The organism is Myxococcus sp. AB036A (genome assembly GCF_006547355.1).
In the GTDB taxonomy this organism is placed as follows: Bacteria; Myxococcota; Myxococcia; order Myxococcales; family Myxococcaceae; genus Myxococcus; species Myxococcus virescens.
This window is the reverse complement of record NZ_VHLC01000060.1, coordinates 16087-35506: the sequence shown is the minus strand read 5'-3', so window position 1 is coordinate 35506 and position 19420 is coordinate 16087. Positions and strand designations below refer to the sequence as shown.

18 protein-coding genes are annotated in these 19420 nt (G+C 68.5%); 7 read left to right on the top strand and 11 right to left on the bottom strand.

The genetic code is table 11. From position 1 onward, the window contains the following. Window positions 1-46: 46 nt before the first annotated feature. Window positions 47-1408: a hypothetical protein gene (locus FL344_RS23330; protein WP_141620048.1), complete on the bottom strand. Its 1362-nt coding sequence runs from the start codon at window positions 1406-1408 to the stop codon at window positions 47-49. Window positions 1409-1482: 74 nt separating this feature from the next. Here FL344_RS23330 and FL344_RS23325 point away from each other — a divergent pair, with 74 nt between their 5' ends. Beyond that, window positions 1483-2790, top strand: coding sequence for an MFS transporter (locus FL344_RS23325; protein ID WP_141620047.1), 1308 nt, complete (start codon window positions 1483-1485; stop codon window positions 2788-2790). A gap of 13 nt (window positions 2791-2803) precedes the next feature. Here the strand turns inward: FL344_RS23325 and FL344_RS23320 are convergent, their stop codons facing one another. Next, window positions 2804-2998 carry a hypothetical protein gene (locus FL344_RS23320; protein WP_090494403.1) on the bottom strand — a complete coding sequence of 65 codons (195 nt, stop codon included), beginning with the start codon at window positions 2996-2998 and terminating at the stop codon, window positions 2804-2806. Window positions 2999-3301: 303 nt separating this feature from the next. Here FL344_RS23320 and FL344_RS23315 point away from each other — a divergent pair, with 303 nt between their 5' ends. The 3 genes from FL344_RS23315 to FL344_RS23305 all read left to right on the top strand — a co-directional run bounded on the left by FL344_RS23315 (window position 3302) and on the right by FL344_RS23305 (window position 6138). Continuing rightward, on the top strand, window positions 3302-4300 hold the full coding sequence (locus FL344_RS23315) for a bile acid:sodium symporter family protein (RefSeq protein ID WP_141620046.1): 999 nt from the start codon (window positions 3302-3304) through the stop codon (window positions 4298-4300). A gap of 126 nt (window positions 4301-4426) precedes the next feature. After that, window positions 4427-4981, top strand: coding sequence for a DUF2378 family protein (locus FL344_RS23310; protein ID WP_228558002.1), 555 nt, complete (start codon window positions 4427-4429; stop codon window positions 4979-4981). 80 nt (window positions 4982-5061) lie between these two features. After that, window positions 5062-6138 (top strand): hypothetical protein, encoded by a 1077-nt coding sequence (locus tag FL344_RS23305; RefSeq protein ID WP_194863217.1) that lies wholly within the window; start codon window positions 5062-5064, stop codon window positions 6136-6138. A 30-nt stretch (window positions 6139-6168) separates the two neighbouring features. Here FL344_RS23305 and FL344_RS23300 read toward each other — a convergent pair whose 3' ends face one another. From FL344_RS23300 to FL344_RS23285, 4 genes are all read right to left on the bottom strand, one after another. Beyond that, the gene (locus FL344_RS23300) at window positions 6169-7212 is read right to left on the bottom strand and encodes an alpha/beta fold hydrolase (RefSeq protein WP_141620044.1); all 1044 of its coding nucleotides are present in this window, start codon (window positions 7210-7212) and stop codon (window positions 6169-6171) included. Next, on the bottom strand, window positions 7209-8780 hold the full coding sequence (locus FL344_RS23295; RefSeq protein WP_141620043.1) for a GMC oxidoreductase: 1572 nt from the start codon (window positions 8778-8780) through the stop codon (window positions 7209-7211). Before FL344_RS23295 ends, FL344_RS23300 begins: the two co-directional genes overlap by 4 nt. Before the next feature lie 12 nt (window positions 8781-8792). Then, window positions 8793-11156 carry a GMC oxidoreductase gene (locus FL344_RS23290; protein WP_141620042.1) on the bottom strand — a complete coding sequence of 788 codons (2364 nt, stop codon included), beginning with the start codon at window positions 11154-11156 and terminating at the stop codon, window positions 8793-8795. A gap of 151 nt (window positions 11157-11307) precedes the next feature. Beyond that, complete coding sequence (locus FL344_RS23285; protein WP_141620041.1) at window positions 11308-12783, bottom strand: ELWxxDGT repeat protein; 1476 nt, start codon at window positions 12781-12783, stop codon at window positions 11308-11310. Between the two features lie 314 nt (window positions 12784-13097). Here FL344_RS23285 and gspG point away from each other — a divergent pair, with 314 nt between their 5' ends. Further along, entirely contained in the window at window positions 13098-13550 is a 453-nt protein-coding gene (gene gspG, locus FL344_RS23280) for a type II secretion system major pseudopilin GspG (protein WP_141620040.1), read from the top strand. Between the two features lie 18 nt (window positions 13551-13568). Here gspG and FL344_RS23275 read toward each other — a convergent pair whose 3' ends face one another. From FL344_RS23275 to tesB, 4 genes are all read right to left on the bottom strand, one after another. After that, window positions 13569-14270, bottom strand: coding sequence for a glutamine amidotransferase (locus tag FL344_RS23275; protein ID WP_141620039.1), 702 nt, complete (start codon window positions 14268-14270; stop codon window positions 13569-13571). A gap of 40 nt (window positions 14271-14310) precedes the next feature. Further along, window positions 14311-14589, bottom strand: a complete 279-nt coding sequence (locus tag FL344_RS23270; RefSeq protein WP_228565300.1) for a hypothetical protein — start codon at window positions 14587-14589, stop codon at window positions 14311-14313. Between the two features lie 85 nt (window positions 14590-14674). Next, a complete protein-coding gene (locus tag FL344_RS23265) occupies window positions 14675-15640 on the bottom strand; it encodes a DUF1588 domain-containing protein (RefSeq protein ID WP_228565299.1) in 966 nt (321 codons plus the stop codon). Between the two features lie 106 nt (window positions 15641-15746). Next, the gene (gene tesB, locus FL344_RS23260; RefSeq protein ID WP_141620037.1) at window positions 15747-16616 is read right to left on the bottom strand and encodes an acyl-CoA thioesterase II; all 870 of its coding nucleotides are present in this window, start codon (window positions 16614-16616) and stop codon (window positions 15747-15749) included. Window positions 16617-16882: 266 nt separating this feature from the next. On the opposite strand from tesB, the gene FL344_RS23255 reads away from it, so the two are divergent. Both FL344_RS23255 and FL344_RS23250 read left to right on the top strand, forming a co-directional pair. Continuing rightward, window positions 16883-17806: a bile acid:sodium symporter family protein gene (locus FL344_RS23255; protein ID WP_141620036.1), complete on the top strand. Its 924-nt coding sequence runs from the start codon at window positions 16883-16885 to the stop codon at window positions 17804-17806. Beyond that, window positions 17803-18780 carry a hypothetical protein gene (locus FL344_RS23250; RefSeq protein WP_141620035.1) on the top strand — a complete coding sequence of 326 codons (978 nt, stop codon included), beginning with the start codon at window positions 17803-17805 and terminating at the stop codon, window positions 18778-18780. The genes FL344_RS23255 and FL344_RS23250 overlap by 4 nt, the downstream gene beginning before the upstream one ends. Before the next feature lie 82 nt (window positions 18781-18862). On the opposite strand, the gene FL344_RS23245 is transcribed toward FL344_RS23250, so the two are convergent. After that, window positions 18863-19345, bottom strand: a complete 483-nt coding sequence (locus FL344_RS23245; RefSeq protein WP_011553843.1) for a peptidylprolyl isomerase — start codon at window positions 19343-19345, stop codon at window positions 18863-18865. Window positions 19346-19420: the final 75 nt, after the last annotated feature.

Genomic DNA, 19420 nt, shown 5'->3' with positions numbered 1-19420 from the left:
GGTGGCGTCAGCGGATAGCACGGGCCGCCAGCGCCCCGCCAACAACCTACGGAGGACCCTCCGCCGCCGTCTTCGTGTCGCCTCCACCGCCCAGCAGCTTCTCCTTCAATGTGCTCAGGCCCTTGCTACCGGCGGCCCGCACGCCCTCGAAGGAATCCCCCGCCGCGCGGGCGAAGTCGTCCATGGAGCGCTGCGCGAGGCCTTGACGGACCCGGTCCATCCACAGGATGGGCGCCAGGACCTGCCCTGCCCGCTCCGGTCCCAGGAGCGTGACGAGAATCTTCTCCGGGCCCCCCGCCCTCGCCACGAGCGCCTGTCCCAGGATGGCGGCGGCCCGCGCTTGGAGGAAGATGGGCAGCCGTTCGCCGTGCTTGCGCATCGCGTCCGCGCTGGCCTGGAGGTCACGCCGCTCGGTCTCGCCCAGGTACGGACTCTTCGCCAGGGTGTCGAGGTAGCGCGCGGATTCGTCGTAGCGCTCCCGGCGGAAGTGGATGAAGGCCCAGCCCCACCACGTCAGCTCATTCTCGATGCCAAGCTTCTCCAGGGAGCCCAGGCCCCGCTCGATGTCGTCCTCCGCCGCACGCTCGCGCTTGAGCCCCATGCGGTTCCAGGCCCGCAGGAAGTAGCCCGTGGCGAGCAGCGTCTCGCGAACCTGTGCCGGCGTGGCATTCCGCATTGCTGGAAAGTCGCTGGCGGGCATCGCCTCGGCTTCGAACAGGAACGCATTCAGCTCCTCCTCGGCTGCGTAGTGATAGCCCGCGCCGCAGAAGGCCATCCCCCGGCTGCCGCGAACCGACACGCGCAGCCCTGGCGGCCACGCGGGCTGAGGCGTGGCGCGCGACAGCTCATAGAGCACCAGGTCAGTCGCGGGGACACGGTTGCCCGAGTCCGCCGCATCCAGCACGAACCACAGCGCGGAGAGGAACGCATGCTCCTGGCCGGCGTCGTAGCCCTGCAGCGGAGGCGGCTGGTCCGGCTGAAAGCGGTTCCACAGGAGGGGGAACTCGTCTTCGTCGCGCTGCTCCAGCGTCTTCTTGGCCTTGTAGAAGGCGACGCCCAGGTCCAGGTACGCCTTCGCCACCCGGAGTGCTTCTTCCTCGGAGGCAGCCTTCGCCGGCAGCTCCCGCGTGGCCGCCAGCGTCTGCCAGAGCGCGGCGATCTCAGCGGGAGCGTTCGGCTGACCTTCCGCGCGCATCGTCAGCTTGAGCGCCCGGTATGGGACCAGCGAGTAGGCGTCGCGAATGCGCGCTTCGATTTCCTCCCGCTCCTGTGCGGCTCGCTCCGCATCGGACTTGCGGCAGCCGCCCAGAACCGTCAGCAGCATCACGGCGATGACGCGTCCCAGGAGGCGTGGAGCCGAGCGTGGCGTGGAGACCTGGTTCACCCCGTCCTTCGCGTCCTTGTTCATCGGGAAAGGAAGGTATCACGGCGACCTTGGCGTACCCATGCCCCTGCCGCCTTGGGAGCCGACACAGTCAGACGGTGGCGCGCGACGGGCCCGTGGATTACAGCGCCGCCAGCATGACTCATCAGGCTGCGGCTTCCGGGCTCTCCATCTTCCAACATCGAGACTTCCGCTTCTATCTGCTGGCGCGCCTGTGCGCGGTGCTGGCCGTCCAGATTGAGTCGGTGGCCATTGGCTGGCAGGTCTACGAGCTCACGGGCAGCGCGCTCGCGCTCGGATACACGGGGCTGGCGCAGTTCCTGCCGTTCCTGTCGCTGTGTCTGGTGGGTGGCCAGGTGGCGGACCGCGTGGACCGGCGGACCATCCTGGCGGTGTGCCAGACGGTGATGCTGGTCTGCAGCCTGCTGCTGCTCGCCTTCACCTTGGGCCATATCCGCGACGTGCGATTCGTCTATGGCGTCCTGGTGCTCTTCGGCGCGGCGCGCGCGTTCCATGCCCCTGCGGGCTCCGCGCTCACCCCGCATCTGGTGCCGCCCGAGCACCTGACCCGCGCCGTGGCCATCAACTCCACCACGTGGCAGGTGGCCACCATTGGCGGCCCGGCCGTGGGCGGCATCCTTTATGGCTGGATCGGCGCCGCGGGGGCCTACTCGGCCTCCGCGACGTTGTGCGCCCTCTCCGTCATCTGGATTCTCATCCTCAAGGTGCGGACCGGGCGCGCATCCGCCGAGCCCCTCTCCCTGTCGACCCTGGTCGCGGGACTCGGATTCGTTCGACGGCAGCGCCTGCTGCTGGGCAGCATCACCCTGGACCTGTTCGCCGTGCTCTTCGGTGGCGCGGTGGCGCTCCTGCCCATCTATGCGCGGGACATCCTGCACACGGGGCCATGGGGCCTGGGGCTGCTGCGCTGTGCGCCCGCGTTCGGCGCCGCGGTGGTGGCCGTCTTCCTGGCCATGCGGCCCATGGGCGGCAACACCGGCCGGAAGATGTTCATCGCGGTCGCCATCTTCGGCGCGGCCACGCTCGTCTTCGGGATGAGCCGCTCGCTGCCCCTGTCGCTGGCGGCGCTGGCGATAGCAGGCGCCGCGGACATGATTAGCGTCGTGGTCCGCCACACGCTGGAGTTGATGGCCACTCCGGACGACATGCGTGGCCGCGTGGGCGCGGTGAACATGATGGCCATTGGTGCCTCCAACGAACTGGGCGAGTTCCGCGCGGGCGGGTTCGCCGAGTACGTGGGCGCCGTACCCGCGGTGGTCGCGGGCGCGGTGGGCACGCTGGCGGTGGTCGCGCTCTGGGCGTGGGCGTTTCCCGAGCTGCGGCGGGTGGACCGCCTGGAGTCCTTCGCGCAGACGAAGGAGCCTCCAGCGGCGCCCGCGAGTTGATGGCCCGCGATGCTCAAGCCTGCGCGCCGTCGTAGCTGACGCGCAGGCCGCGATGGGTCACGGTGATGAGGGGGCGGCCCAGCCAGCCACAATGGCGGCACACGGCGCTGGGACCGGAGGCGGTGACGCGCACGGGCAGGTCCGCCGCGCAGACGGGGCACCCCTCGGGAAGCGTGTAGTCACGCGAGCTTGCGTTCACTTCGGTCATGTATTTCAGGTAACGCAGTCGCGCGTCGCCGCAAGCAGCCGGCCAGGCACGTTGGCGTGCAGCCGGCGCTGGGCACGCCAGTCAGGCCGCTGGCGCCCGCACTCCCTGCGCCGTGAGGGCTTCCGCCACCGCGAGGCCGATTCCGTGAGCCACACCCGAGGCTCGTGTGCACCGACATGAATGCGGCTTCATGTTCATCTCGGAATGGTGGAGCATGGCGCTGGCGCCGGCAGTGTCTCCACCTGCCCGCCCGGCGCACTCCGCGGTAGAGGTCCGCGGCTGCCCGGAGTAAGGGGGGCAAACATGCCCCTTCGCCTCGTGAAACGACTTGCCCGGGACTGGTTCCTGCTGGGGATGTTCGGCGCCGTCATCCTGGCCGCGCTCTTCCCGGAGTTCGGTACGTCGGGCGGGCCGATGCACGCGGACGTCGTCGCCGACGTGGGCATCTTCGCGGTGTTCCTGCTCCACGGCCTGGGCCTGCCCGCAGCCCAGCTCCGCGCGGGCGTGGTGACGTGGCGGGTCCACGTGGTGGTTCAGGTCTTCACGTTCGTGGTGTTTCCACTGCTGTGGTGGCTGGGCGACGTGCTGGTGGGCCGCTGGATGCCAGCGGACCTGTCGCTGGGGCTGCTCTATCTCTGCGCGGTGCCGTCGACCATCTCCTCCTCGGTCGCGATGACGGGCGTCGCCCGAGGCAATGTGCCCGCCGCCATCTTCAACGCCAGCCTGTCCAGCCTGCTGGGCATCGTGTTGACGCCGCTCATCATCGGCCTGTTCGCCAGCGCCACCGGGCACTCCCTGCCCATGGGCCAGGCCATCCTCAAGCTGTCGATCCTCCTGCTGCTCCCCCTGGCACTGGGGCAATTGCTGCGCCCGCTGGTGGGCGGCTGGTTCGCCCGCTACCGGCCTTACACGAATGCCTTCGACCGGGTGGTGATCCTGCTCCTCGTCTATTCGTCGTTCTGTGACTCGATCACCTCGGGCCTGTTCTCCGACTACGGCGCGGCGGTGCTGGGCGTGGCCTTCGTGGGCGCGATGATCATCCTGGCCATCGTGCTGATGCTGACCACGCGGACGGCTCGGGCGCTGGGCTTCTCCAAGGAGGACGAAATCACGGTGGTCTTCTGTGGGTCGAAGAAGACACTGGCCTCAGGGGTGCCCATGGCGCGGCTGCTCTTCGGCGCCAATCCCGCCCTGGGGCTCATCGTCCTACCGTTGATGTTCTATCATCAGGCCCAGCTCCTCGTGTGTTCGCTCCTGGCGGAACGCTACGCGAAGCGCCCGGTGGGACAACCTGCCGCGTAGGCCTCGGTGCGCATCCCCGGCGGACCGGCACTGTGATAGGTGCGCAAACCACGTATGTCAGAGCCGCACAGAACGTCAGGGGCCTGGCTTGACCCAGCCGGTACAGCCCGGGCTGGAATGCACTCCATGGCCGAACGACTCGTCTTCCCGCCCATCGTGGAAGGGCTCTTCGTCCGGGGGCTCTCCGGGCGGGTGACGCCCCTGCTCAAGGAGCAGTTGCGAAGCGAGGGACTGGACCTGGACCGGCCACTCCTCCCCGCCTACTCCCTGGAGTCGTGGATTCGCTGCGTCACGCTGACAGCGAAGGCGCTGCACCCCCAGGAGCCCGACGAGGTGGCGTGGCGGATGCTCGGCGAGCGGATGATTGACGGTTACCGCGACACGCTGATGGGCCGCGCCCTGCTCGGGGTGATGAAGCTGCTGGGGCCCTGGCGGATGCTGTCGAAGGCACAGCACGGATTCCGGACGAGCAACAACTACACCGAGGTCCGCATCACGGAGACGGGACCGACGGAGGCCGAGGTCTGGCTCAACGAGCCCGGAATGCTGCGCTACTTCAAGCAGGGCGTCATGCTCGCCATGTCCCGGGCCGCCGGTGGCGTGGCCGCGTCGGTGGATGTCCGCACCTTCGACGAACACTGCGTCACGTACCGCGTCTCCTGGAAGGACTCGGGCCGCTGAGGCAGCTTGCCCTGGGGGCCGCCCCTCTGCGACGGTAGTCCCGCGACGGCGCTCCGGCGCCGTTGGTGAGGGGGGACGATATGCCGTCGAGCGAGCGCGCCAATCTTCCGCGCTGGAAGGGGCAGCAAGGCTTCTTCGAAATCTGGTTCCTGTGTGTGCTCGACCCTGGGGGCGAGCGCGCCTGGTGGTTCCGCTACACGATTTTCACCCCCGCGCCGGGAGCCCCCGGTGAGCCTCGTGCCCTGCTGTGGGCGGCGGCCTTCGACTGCGCCACCGCCACGCCCGCGCTGGGGCTGAAGGCCATCCATCCCCTCTCCCGCTTCTCCTCCGAAGCCTCGGGCCGCTTCGGCATCCGGATTGGTGACGCGGAGCTCGCGCCGGGCCGGTGCCATGGCCGCGTCGCCTCGGGAGGCCATTCCATCGAATGGGATTTGCGCTACACGCCGGAGACCGCGGAGGCGGTGCGACGCGCTCCTCGGGGCGCCGACCTGCTGCCGCTCACGACGCACGTGGCCCATGCGCATGACGACATCGCCTTCACCGGCGCCGTCACCGTGGATGGGCACCGGTATGACGTCCAGGGCGCGCCGGGGCTCCAGAAGCACCTGTGGGGACACCGCCGGCTGGAGGAGCTGACGTGGCTCTACGTGCCACGCTTCCAGGAGGACCCAGAGGCCCGCCTGGAGGTGCTGTCCGTGCGCTCCCGCCAGCATCCGCTCAGTCCCCGGCTGTCGCCCATCTACCTGCGCACCGCGCGGCGGGAACACCGGTTCCACGAGGCCCCGGACATGCTGCTCACACGCCTGCAGTCGCCGCAGCCGGGTGAGCTGTGCTTCCAGGCCCGCTCGGCCACCGTGGCCGTGAAGGGCCGCGCGTGGTGCGATCCCAAGACACTGGTGGGCTACGCCTACCGGGACCCGACGGGCTGGGACGTGCACGTGGCCCAGAGCGACGTGGCCACCTGTGAGCTGGAGCGCTTCACCCGCCCCCATCCCTTCGCGGCGTGGAGACCGGACGGACGGCTCACGTCCACCGTGGGCGCCCTGGAGTTCCACGCGCCCGAGCCCCTGGAGGGCGTGCGTTACATCGGATGGGATGAGACGTCAGTCTCGGATGCAGCGGGCGAGGCACCGCCCGCGGTGGCCGAAGGCGCGTAGCGGCGCGAGTGCTCAGGGCGCCGTCTCCGCTCAGGCCATGGCCTCCAGCGCGTCGCGTATCACCGGATACGTATCCTGCGACGCAGTGCTTCCCATGAAGGTGTCCAGGTGGCCGTACCCCGCCAGAACCTTCCGCCGGTAATACGACGCACCGTTCTCTTCGCGCAGCCACTCGTAGGTGAGCTCCGTGGACGCGGGCATGTACGTGCCATTCAGTTCTCCGGACACGAAGGTGATGGGACGCTTGAGGTGCTCCGCGCGCAGGTACGACGGCGGCCGCTCTCGGCCATAGCGCCGGAGGTTCTCCTCTCGGCCATGGTCGAAGCCCACCGCGTAGCCCGAGCGGGCCATCTGCGCCAGGTGACGGAACGTCAGCATGTTGCAAGGGCCGAACTGCTCGTCGAGCCGGTCATGCGTCTCCCGATTGATGCGCGCGTGCCGGAAGAGCTGCCCGTACATGAACGTCAGCCGGCGGCAGACGGTGCTGTCGCATTCATGGCGCCACAGGTCCACGAAGGCGCCGAAGGCGGCCTGGAACAAGGGGCTGCTCGGGTCCTCGTCCGGCGTCAGGTAGTCGCGGGTGATGTCCAGCACGTCCGGCAACCGCAGCATTGCCTTGAGCTGTGTCGAAGGCGGGACGATGTGGTGCAGCGCCACCTGCGAGGCGACCACGCTCTGGACGTCCGGCAGCAGCCCCGCCGCCATCGCCATGAAGAACGTCGCCGAGCCCGCGCAGTGCACCACCGCCTGCACGGAGTCCGCGCCAGTGCGCTCGCGGACCCACCGGACGGCGGCGGGCATGTCGTGGCGGGCGGCGTCATCCAGCGTGAACTGCCGCAGCGGCAACTCCACGCTGGCGCGCCAGTCCAGAAGCCAGGTGTCGTAGCCGTGGCGCACCAGGTGCTGCACGAAGTTCTCCCGCACCGTGGGCAGCATGAACATGCCGCTCCACACCCCCGCGCCATGGACGAGGAGGACAGGCCCCTTCGCGCCGCCCTGGTAACGCGTGAGCTGCAATGGAACGCCGTCGCCCGCGGGAAAGTCGTGCCTTTCGGCGGAAGGAAGCGTGTTCATGAAGCGCTCCTCGAATGGGATGAGAATCCGTGCACCACGGCCTCGGCGATGCGCTCGGCCACCGCGCTGATGGTCATCACCGGGTGGAAGCCGATAGCTGTCGGGATGACGGAGCCGTCCGCCACGTGCAGCCCGGGATAGTGGAACACCTCTCCCTCGGTGGACACCACGCCGCGCTCGGGAGCTTCCGCCAGATGGGCACCGCCAAGCGAATGCACCGTGAAAGGCCGCTTGAAGAGCTGCCAGGTGATCAGCGGCGCGAAGGTGGCACCGTACTGGGCCGCCAGGTCCCGCATCGCGTCCGTCATCCGCCGCACCAACTCCGCGTTCTCCCCAGCGAAGTCCCACGACACGTCGAGCTGCCCGTCATCGAGGTGCATCCGGCCGTTGGCGTTGTCCTGGCCGATGCCGAACAGGTTGGACGTGCGAGCCGCATCCACGTTGGTACGCAGGGGCCGGCTCATCAGCCCCTTCTTGAGCGCCGCGTGAACGGCCGGGCCCAGGCAGGTCCATAGCGGTGCCCCCAGGCCCTGGAGCCGTCCGAGGTTCGGCTGCCCCAGGCCCGCGAGGACTTCCGTGGCGGGCTGGTTGAACGTGGCCGTCACCAGCGTGAAGCGCGGCTGCCGGTCGGTGAAGCGCATCACGGTGGACACGTCGGGGCCCACCCAGGGCTGGATGTCCTCGCGCGCGCCCTGCATCGACGCCAGGAAGTCCCCGTTGCCCGAATAGCCGTGGCCCAGCCGCCGGCTCACCCGAGGCAGCGTCCGCGTGACGTCCCGGCTGCGCAGCAATATCTCCACCGTGCCCAGCGTCCCTGCGGCCAGCACCACCCGCGAGCCCTCCACGGTGTGCCGCTCTCCCGACACCAGGTCCTGGCAGTGGACGCGGTACCCATCCCGCACCGGCTCCACGTGGGAGACGAGCGTGCGGGCCAGGACCAGCGCCCCCAGCGCCTCCGCCCGCGCCAGGTACGTCAGGTCCATGGTGTTCTTCGCGCCGTGCTGGCAGCCAAACTCGCACTCGGCGCAGAGCTGGCACACGCGCCGGCCCGGTCCCGGCGGCTCCGAGAAGGCCACGGCCACGGGCGGGTCGAAGGTCTCGCGCCCCATGCCCCGTGCCGCGCGCTGGAAGAGGTCGCGCTTGCGCAGCGGCATCGAGGGCGGCACCGGATTCAACCGCAGCTCCCGCGCCACCTTGTCGAAGTAAGGCTCCAGCGAGTCCCGGCGGTACGCCCGGGGCCAGCGCGGGTCCTCGAACACCTCGGCGTCCGGACGCACGTGGACGTTGGCGTAGATGAGCGAGCCGCCGCCGACGCCGCTGGCCGTCACCGTGCCGATGCCGGACAGGAAGCGCACGTCATAGAGGCCCTGCGCCTTGCGCCGCGTGGCATGGCGCCAGAGCACCTCGTCCGTTCGCGTCACGTCTCGGGGAAAGTCACCGGGCCGGTAGCGCTTGCCGCGCTCCAGGACCAGCACGGACTTGCCCGCCTGAGCCAGGCGCAGCGCGCTGATGGAGCCCCCAAAGCCGGAGCCCACGACGACCACGTCGTACCGCGATGCCTTCGCCACGATGCGCCTCTCTTACTCCAGCTTGGTTCGCGCGAAGACGTCCCAGAGGTTGCCCATGAACATGCTCCCAAAACGCTTCAGGGCCTGAGCCTTCGCCAGCGGTGATGTCGTTCCCAGCACGGCGAAGGTCGTGAGCTGCTGGAGGAAGTCCGGCATGCCCAGACGGATGATGCCGCTGGCCACCGCGGGCGCATGCCGGTCGCTGCCCCGGCGGATGACGGTGTAGAGCGTGGACGTGTCGGACCACATGTCGAAGCCGTCGTCGTCCCGGACATGCTTGTAGCCATCCAGCAGGTACTGCTGGCCGTCCAGGCCGGTGAAGGGCAGCAGGTAGAGCATCCGCCGCTCGTAGTAGCTGTCCGTGTCCACGAAGAGGTTGAAGACGCCGTGGTCCACCTTCGCCCCGCCAGGAGGCGTGAGGCCGTGGACGTGGACGGTGCCTTGCGCGATGCCGGAATGGGCCTTCTCCGCGAGGAAGCGGTCCAGGTTGGGCAAGGTGATGGTGAGGATGAACTCGGCCACCCTGCCCTCTGACTTGCCCTCCTCCTCGGCGCCCGCGTAATCCGTGTCCGGCAGGTGGCCGTGGTTGATGAAGCCGCGCATCCGCTCGGTGAAGCGCAGCCCCACCACGGGCGTTGGCGACAACACCGTGCCTCCCTCTGGAATCACTACGCTCCGCATCGGATCCTCTCTTGGCACCACCCGCGTGGGTGCCACACTCGTGCTCATCCGCATCGACGCGCGGAACGGTTCCGCCGCCGCCCGGCCCGAAGCCGTTCCGGCCCGCTCAGGGGCGGTCCAGGTGGGGTTCCCCAGCACCTGCCGGATGGCGGCCTCGACGTTGCGCTCCGCCACCGCGGCGATGGTGGATGACGGGTTCACCCCGGTGCTCGCGGGCAGCGCGGCGCCATCCAGCACGTACAGCCCAGGGTGGCCGTGCACCTCACCGTCCGGGGTCAGCACACCGTAGGCCGGCTCCTCCGCCATGGTGCAGCCGCCCAGGTTGTGGACGGACACGGGGATGTGAAGCCGATCCCACAGGGGGTTGAAGACGGCGCGTGCCCCGAGCGCCCGAGCGATGTCCTGGCAGATCTGCTCCTGCGTCCGGTACAGCGGCAGGTTGGAAGGCACGTCCCAGCGCACCTCCATGTCCCGAGTCAAAGGTCGCAGCGCGAGCCGCCCGTTGGCGCGATCCCTCCCCATGGCCAGGAACACGGCCTGGAAGCGCCCGCGCTCCTTGCCCATGACGGTTTCAGGCTTGGAGCGCCGGCGCAGGGCGCGAACCAGTTGCTTCTGGAGCAGGTCCGCGGGGACACGGAAGTCCCGGCCCATGTCCAGCACCTGAAGCAGCCCCGCCGCCTGCCCGGGGTGCCCGCCCTCCTGGAAGAGGAACCACGTCTTGTCCGCGCCCTGCCCCTGGTCCACCACCAGACTGGTGGTGATGGTGGGGCCTTCGGACGGGTCCCACACCTCGCGCGTCTCGAAGGCGAAGGCCAGGAAGTCGCCGTTGGCCGAATAGCGGCACCCCAGCCGGTCGCTGATGCGCGGGAGCGTGCCCCACTGGTCGCGGCAGCGCAGCAGCAGCTCCGTGGTGTTCACCGTGCCGGCGCACAGGAACACGCGGCGGGCCTCCACGGTGCGCTCGGCGCCGCCCGCGGCATGGTCGGTATAGGTGACGCGATAGCCCGCGGGAGACAGCGGCTCGATTCGCGTGGCCTCCGCCTGGGTGGTCATCTCCGCGCCCTGCTGTTCAGCGACGGCCAGGTAGTTCAGGTCCAGCGTGTTCTTCGCGCGGACGTTGCATCCGATGTCGCATTCGCCGCAGTAGTTGCAGCCCTCCTGGGCGACGCCGAACTTGTTGGGCATCGGCTCGCCGGCGGGGGCGAAGCGCACGGCGAGGTCCGGGTAGAAGAACTGCTGCTCGCGGCCGAGTTTGCGCGCGACCTCCCGCATCCGCTTCGCCTTGGTGGGCAGGCCACGCGCGGACGCGGTGATGGGCTGGAGGTCCAGCATGTACGCGACCAGGTCGTAGTACGGATCCAACGCTGCGCGGCTGTAGCCCTCCGGCCAGTCGGTGTCGAAGGTCTCCGCGGGCGGGCGCAGGTGGACGTTGGCGTAGATGAGCGAGCCGCCGCCGTAGCCCGCGGCCTGGACAATGCTCATCCCCGGCAGCAGCTTCACGTCGAAGAGGCCCTGGCCGTACCGCCACAGCCAGCCGTTGAGCGGGTTGCTCCAGTCGCGGGGAAAGCTCCCCTTCGGGTAGCGCAGGCCCCGCTCCAGGACGCGCACGGTCAGGCCCGCCTGTGCCAGCCGGCACGCCGCCACCGCTCCCCCAAAGCCGGTGCCAATGACCAGCGCGTCGTACGTCGGCGCCATGTTCCCCCTCGTCGAGACCTGTCCCCGCGGCAGGTTTCAACTGACACCTTATTAACGCACGAGGGTCTGATCCTTCGACCTCCACCCATCCGGGGAACCCAACCCCTTGGAATCGTTGTCACCAAACGGGGCTGGGCGTGGGCGCCGAAGCTCAGTAGGCGTGGTGCTGCCTGCACTCCCCCTTCGGACGGAACGGCAAGGCCCACAGCTCGCGTCCCGTCTTCCCGTCATCCGCCGAGAAGAACACGTCCCAGCCCGAGCGCACGAAGTCGCGCGGCGACGAGGAAGCGCTCCCGTGCGCCAGACCTCGCAGCGCCTTGGTGCCCGAACGGGTGCCATCGCTCACCCAGGGCTCGTGCCCATGCACCCCATCGCTCGCGGAGAAGAACAGCGTGCCTTCAATGGAGGCGAGCGCTTCGGGATCCGAGGAGCCACCACCGGGCGCCAGATCCTTGAAGAGCCTGGTCCCCGAACCGGTGCCGTTGCTCACCCAGAGTTCACGTCCCTCTCCGGAGCCATCATTCGCGGCGAAGAAGACTCGCGACTTCAGAACCGCCAGAGAGCTTGGTGAGGAGCTCATGGGCCCTGGCCAGATGTCCTTCACCAGATTCGTGCTTGCAGTCGAACCATTGCTGCTCCAGAGCTCCTCACCCTCTGGCTCACCTGCCCCGGCGCTGAAGACGACACGTGAGCCCAGCGCGACCAGATCGTGCGGATACTCTCCGTAGAAGTACCGCAACTGGTGCGTGTTCGAGGCGGCCCCATCCGTCTTCCACAGACTGGCCTCGCCCTCGTCGTTGTCCACGAGGAAGTAGAGGCGCGACTTCACGGCCAGGAGATTGAAGAGAACGTTGTCGCCCGCCCGGGTGAGGACGGGAACGGCGCCTGGCACTCCCGTGCTACGCCAGAGATGCACCTCGTCGCTCATGGGCCCGTCCTTGGCCCCGACGAAGTAGAAGGCGTAGTTGCCCACGCGAACAAAGCTTCGCGGGAAGGAGCTGGCGGGTCCGGGCTCGATGTCCTCGAAGAGGTACGTCCCCGCGTCTGTTCCATCACTGCGCCACACTTCGTTTCCGTGCACGCCGTCGTTCGCACCGAAGTACAGGACACCACCGAACTCAACCAGCAGGGGCTCACTCCGCCTGATGAAGGGGGACGGACGGCGAATTCCATCCTCCGGCCCCGGGTAGATGTCCTTCACCAGGTACGTGCCGGCCGACGTCCCGTCGGTCACCCACAACTCGTAGCCGTGGACGCCGTCATCCGCGGCGAAGAACACCCGGTTCCCCACCCGAGTGAGATTCGAAATCTCCGACCCCGCCAACCCTGGGTAGATGTCCTTCACCAGTGACGTGCCGATTCCTTCCGTTCCGCTGCTTCGCCACAACTCGCGCCCATGCACCCCGTCGTCCGCAGTGAAGAAGAGGACCCGGTCGCCGTGGATCAGATCGGCCGGATTGGACCCCGCGGGGCCAGGATGGATGTCCGCCAATCGAACGGCCTCCTTCCCGCACAGCTCCCACTTCTGACTCAGGGCGGACTCCTGACTCGTGAAGTCGGCATCATCGACTTCGGTGCCACAACCCGCGGCGCCCACGAGAATGAGGAGTGGAAGATGGGGCTTCATGACGGCCTCCGTTGACGGTGCGGTTCATCCGCGCCGAATCCGGAGGGTGAGAGTCATGCGTACCCGCATCTACCTGCGCAGGAGTGGCACTCCGCGCGTGGAAAGCGACAGTCGCTCACGCGGCGCAAGCGGAGACAGCGGCGCGTGCGGTCAGGCACGACGACTGCAATGGCGAACGTCCGCGCCGGGCGTCGAAGTCCTGCTCCAGGCGCACGCAACCCGCGGCATGTGCAACGCCCTTGCACCGGCAGACATGACGACACGTCGGCCACGCACGCGCCGGACACAACGTCACACGAGGTCACAACTCAAAGATGAATCCAACCCAGCAGAAGCTGAACGCTCGGCGTCGTCACGTTCGCGGATTTACGCTGATTGAAATCATGGTCGTCATCACCATCCTCGGGCTCATCGCCGCGGCGGTGGGCGTCTCCGTGATGTCGAACCTGGAGGAGGCCAAGCTGAAGACCGCCGCCCTGGACATCAAGACATTGGAGACGGGGCTCAAGCTCCACTACATGAAGACCGGCAGCTTCCCGGAGACCCAGGCCGGCCTGGAAGAACTCCTCCAGGCGCGCTCGCTGGAGCGACTGCCCCAGGACCCGTGGAATCGCGACTACGTGTACATGAATGAGGGCGGCAGCCCTGTCATCCTGTCGTATGGCGCGGACGGTGTCCCAGGGGGTGATGGCAGCGACGCGGACATCTCCTCCCAGCTGGAGTCACCATCCGCGAGCGCGGCCCGCCGCCCCAAGGGGCTCCGTTAGTCCGAGCCCTCGCGCACGTCAGCGGCCCGCCGCCACGCGCGCGAAGTGGTGCGCGAGGCGGTGCAGCACCTCCGTGTTGTCGGCCTCGGCCGCCTTGAGCTTGGGCAGCTGCGCCTTCAGCTCCTGGAGGTTCTTTCCGCGTTGCTGGAGGCCGTCCGCTTCGAGGTCAATCCATCGCCCCAGCTCGCTGGCGGTCAGCTCCAGGTGGAACTGGAAGCCGTAGGACGTGCCCAGCCGGAAGGCCTGCTGGGTGTACCGGTCCGTGGACGCCAACAGCGTGGCGTCTGGGACGGGCGCATAGGAGTCACCGTGCCAGTGCGCCACCACCGTGCGCGGACGGGCCCCGGACAACACGGGGTCCTTCTGCGCCTCCGGCGTCCATCGCACCGGGCCCACGCCCACCTCGAGGCCATTCTTCCCGGGGAACACGTCCGCGCCCGCCGCCGCCGCGAGCATCTGGGCGCCCAGGCAGACGCCCAGGCACGGGCGCTCGTAGGCGAGCCGCTCCATGAGGATGCCCAGTTCCTGCCGTAGGAAGGGATGCTGCTCGGATTCGTAGACGGCCATGCGGCCGCCCATGACGACCAGCAGCTCCGCGTCCACGTCCTCCCGGCGCACGGCGCGGAAGCGGTTCACCAGCGTGAAGCCCGCCGCCTGCAACACCGGCCCCAGCAGGCCGGGCCCTTCGTGCTCCTCGTGCTGGAACACCACCGCGCGCATCGACGTCACCTCCCAAGCCGCGGGCGCCCTGCCCACCGGCTCAATCGTATTCGCAGGACGTGCAGATGTTGAGGCAGGTCCCCACCTGCTCTCTGTACTCCTTCACACACTCCTGGTTGGAGGCGCAGTTCACGTCGCTGGTACAGCCGGGCTCGCAATAGCTGAGCGCGGCGTCCGCGCAGTACTGCCCCGGCTGGCAGGGGTCATCGCCCATGAAATCCCCGCACTCGGTGTACCCGGGCTGAAGGGGCGCCATGACACAGGCGCTGCTTCCCAGTGCGAGCAGGGCAAGGACGACGGGCCAGAGACGGGTACGCATCGAAATACCTTTCGGGAGCAAGCGGAGGATGCCCGCTTGCTCCCGACGGCCGTCCGAGCGCCGTATTCACGGCCCGTGCGTCGTTCTACTCCGCCGCCGGCACCGGGCAGCGGTTGCGGAAGCTGTCGCTGAGGGCCACGGCCACCAGCAGTTCGGGGAGCCGGTGCCCTCCCGCCGAGAAGCGCGTGTCCACGTAGCGCACGGTGGCCTCGTCCTCGTCCGTCAGCGCGCGGCCCAAGCCATAGGCCAGCGCCTGCCGCGTCATGCACGTCGCGAAGGCCGGGTCGCCCTTGAGGATGGTCGCCAGCTCACGCGGTCCCTGGAACGACACGCCCTTGAAGTTGCCCGTGGCGTCCACCGGCGAGCCGTTGTCCGTCTCTCGCCAGGCCCCGGCCGCGTCGTAGTTCTCCAGGCCGAAGCCGATGGGGTCCAGCGTGTCGTGGCAGCTCGCGCAAGCGGGGTTCGCGCGATGCAGCTCGGTGATCTGCCGCAGCGTGGAGCCCGGCGGGACCTGCGTGGGCAGCGCCTCCACGCCGGGAGGCGGCGGAGGGGGCTCCTGGCACAGCAGCTTGCCCAGCACCCACTTGCCGCGAAGCACCGGCGAGGTGCGCGTGGCCAGCGACGCCTGCGCCAGCACACCTGCCTGGCCCAGCACGCCGCCGCGCCGTCCGTCGCCCGTGCTCACGCGCGTGACGGAGGCGGAGCCCGGGCGAGGCAGGCCGTAGTAGTCCGCGAGCCGGTCGTTGACGTAGGTGAAGTCCGCGTCCAGCAGCTCCAGCTCGCTGCGGTCCTCATTGAGGAAGGCGCGGAAGAAGCTCTCCCCTTCCTCGCGCATGGCGCGCTTGAGCTCGGAATCCATGCCGGGGAACAGCGACGGGTCCGCGGTGATGCCGTCCACCTTCCGCAGGCCCAGCCACTGGCCGGCGAAGTTCTGCACCAGCGCTTCAGACCGCGGGTCCTTCAGCATCCGGCGCACCTGCGCCTCCAGCACCTCCGGGTCGGGGGGCCTTGTTGTCTGAGCCGCCGCATTGCCCAGCAACGAGGGTGCCACTCCTGAAAGCACTAGGAATTCCGGAGAGTTGCAGCCCTCGTGGATTCCCGAGGGCGCGGCGGAGGGCTCGACCCCACACGCCGGTGTGGGGTGTCGTCCCCGTTTCTCAGGCCTTGGGCTTGCGGATGCGCAGCAGCCCTTCCTGGGCCACCGAGGCCACCAGCCGGCCGTCACGCGTGTAGACGCTGCCGCGCGACAGGCCGCGCGCGTTGCCCGCCCACGGGCTGTCCATGGAGTACAGCAGCCAGTCGCTCACCTTCAGGTCTCCGTGGAACCACAGGGCATGGTCCAGGCTGGCGCCCAGGATGCGGGGCTGGAAGAAGCTGGCCGCGTGGGGCAGGAGCGCGGTGCTGATGAGGTTGAAGTCGGACGCGTAGGCCAGCACGTACCGGTGCACCTGTGGATCCTCCGGCAGGTCGCCGTTGGCGCGAAACCACACGTGCTTGATGGGCGCCTTCGCCTCCGGGTTGAACGGATCCACCGGCGCCACCGGCCGGATCTCAATCGGCTTCTCCCCCAGGAACTTCTCCCGCAGGGCTTCCGGGATGCGGGCGGACAGGCGGCTCAGCAGCTCCTGCTCCGAGGCCAGCGCCTCCGGGCCTGGCACCTCCGGCATGGGCGCCTGGTGGGCAAAGCCCTCTTCGTCCCCGTGGAAGGAGGCGATCATCGTCAGGATGGGCTCGCCCTTCTGCACGGCCACGACGCGGCGCGTGGTGATGCTGCCGCCGTCCCGCACCCGGTCCACTGTGTAGACGACTGGAAGCGTCGCGTCGCCCGGGCGCAGGAAGTAGCCGTGCAGGGAGTGGACATGGCGGCCGGCGGGCACCGTCTGGCTGCCCGCGGACAGCGCCTGCCCCAGCACCTGGCCCCCGAAGAGCTGGCGGAACCCCAGGTCTTGACTCCGGCCACGAAACAGATTTTCCTCGATTTTCTCCAGTTTAAGGAGCGACAACAGCTCATCCAGGACTCGGCTCATGGCCCCTGTCGTAATCGACCGGGGCACCGGTGTCTCGGGAAGCGGCGCCCCATCCATGGTCCCTTGCCGGGTCCCGCCCGACCGCGAAGCCGTGTCGGTTCACGATGAGAATAGACGGCTCATGCGCAGCGCCGCAGTGCATCAATGACATACGGCGTCATGGGTAGCCTCCACTTTAGCAACCTTTGAGAGCGGAGACGCTTGAAGCGCCCCGCACTCTTGCGCGACGCTAATGCTCAACGCTGGACACTCCATCCGGGGGGCGAATGCAGTCGAATGTCTTCACGGCGGTACTCATGCCGCTGGCGCTGGCCGTCATCATGCTCGGGCTTGGCCTGACGCTGACGCTGGCGGACTTCAAGCGGGTCATTGTCTATCCGCGCGCCATCCTGGTGGGCCTCGGCTGCCAGATGTTGGTGTTGCCGGTGGCGTGCCTGCTCATCGCCCACGCCTTCCGTCTGCCGCCGGAGCTGGCGGTGGGATTGATGCTGCTGGCGGCCTCCCCTGGCGGCGCGACAGCGAACCTCTTCAGCCACCTGGCCCGCGGTGACGTGGCGCTCAACATCACGCTGACGGCGGTGAACAGCGCGCTGTCGCTCGTCACGCTGCCACTCATCATCAACCTGTCGCTGGCGCACTTCATGGACGAGGGCCGCGCGGTCCCCATGCAGTTCGCGAAGATCGTGCAGGTGGTGCTCATCGTGCTGGGGCCGGTGAGCCTGGGCATGTTCATCCGCTCGCGCAGCGCGGCCGTGGCGCAGCGCATGGACAAGCCCATTCGCATCCTGTCCACCCTCTTCCTCGTCGCGGTGATTGCAGCGTCCGTGTACACGGAGCGCGCGAATGCGCTGAGCTTCTTCCGCCAGGTGGGCCCGGCGGCGCTGGCCTTCAACCTGGTGAGCCTCGCGGTGGGCTACTTTGTACCCATCCTGCTGCGCCTGCCCCGGCGGCAAGCGGTTGCCATTGGCATGGAGATTGGCATTCACAACGGAATGCTTGCGATTGCCATCGCGCTCAGCCCGACGCTGCTAGCGAACTCGACCATGGCCATTCCCCCGGCCATCTACAGCCTCATCATGTACTTCACCGCGGCGGCCTTCGGCTTCTATGTCAGCCGGCGCTACGCGGATGAGCAGGACCCCGCTGTACTCCGCCCCCCCACGTCACTCCCCGAGAAGGTGTCTCGATGACGCTGCGTCGACCGCTGTCCGTGCTTTCCCTGTCACTTTGCCTGGGATTCTCCGCACCAGCCGCCGCCGAAGAGCCCGAAGCCGCTGCCCTGCCGTCGACCCCGCAGACAGCCCCCAAGCCCACGGACGCCCCCACGGCCCCCACGCTCCCGCCGCTGGGGCCCGACACCCGCCTGTATTTCGCCAACATCAACTTCCTGCGTTGGAACCCGCTGGGCATGGAGACCCAGAACCGGATCATCCTCCAGAAGCGGATGTTCGACGGCGAGTCCATGTTGACGCGCGACAACTTCGTCAACGGCGCGTTCGCCATCAAGGCCAACCCGGCCTCGGTGAAGGTTGGCCCCGTCTTCGAGATTCAGCCGCTGGCCATCTTCAACCTGCGGGCGACCTATGAGTACGTCCGGTACTTCGGCACCTTCGGGTTCCTCCAGTCGTACAACAACCCGATGCTGGACTTCTCCGACGACGCGCGCGACCTGACGGAGGACGCCGCGTACAGCACCTCGGGTCACCACTACATGGTGGAGCCCACGCTCCAGGCGCGCTTCGGCTCGTTCGTGGTGCGGAGCAAGGCGTCCATCGAGTACTGGAACGTGGCGCTTCGCGAGGGCAACGGCGCCTCCTTCTACGACGCGCTGCTGGACACGCTCATCCCCGGCCGGGGCTGGGTGTTCACCAATGACACCGACCTGATGATGCTGACGACGCCGCAGCTCACGCTGGGGGCCCGCTTCAGCGGTGTGTGGCCGCGCTACCAGGATGGCTCGGGCGGAGCGCAGAACGTGGACAACAGCCACACGCGCATCGGCCCCATGCTGGCGTACGCCCTGAACACGCGCGAGGGCTCGTCGTTCAACCGGCCAACGATCCTGCTGAACTTCGCGTGGTACCTGAACCACCCGAACCGTGGCGGCGCCCTGCCCTACATGATGGGCGCCTTCGCCTTCACGTCCGACTTCCTGGGCGGCTAGGCGGAGGACTTCCGCCGGGCGCCCTGTCTTGGGGACGCCCGGCGGCGAAGCAAGGAGGGGCCCGCGAAGGCGCCCGTCCGAATCAGTGAGAGTCGTGGGGCCCGTGGGCGTGGCCGTGCTCCAGCTCCTCGGCCGTCGCGGCGCGGACGTCCCGCACGGTGACCTCGAAGTGCAGCGTCTTGCCGGCCAGCGGGTGGTTGAAGTCCACCAGCACGGAGTCGGCCTTCACTTCCTTGATGAAGAAGTCCACCTCGTCCCCGTCCGGGTCGGTGGCGCTGAGCACGCCGCCCGCCACCAGCTCCAGGCCCTCCGGGAACTCCGTCTTCGGGACTTCCTCGATGCCTTCCGGGTCGTAGTCGCCGTAGCCCTCGTCGGGACCCACCGTCACCTGGAGGGTGTCACCGCGCGACTTGCCCTCGAGCGCCTTCTCCAGGCCCGGGACGATTTCCTCGTGCCCCTGCAGATAGACGAGCGGCTCCCCCGGCTCGCTCTCGTCCACGGCCTTGCCGTCGCCGAGGTGGAGGCGGAAATCGATGGAGACGACGCTGTCCTTGGTAATTTTCATGGGGCCCTCATAGCGCACGGCCGTGGCGTGTGCCTCAATCATGTGCCTGTCTGACAATGAGGCGAGCGTCCCGCC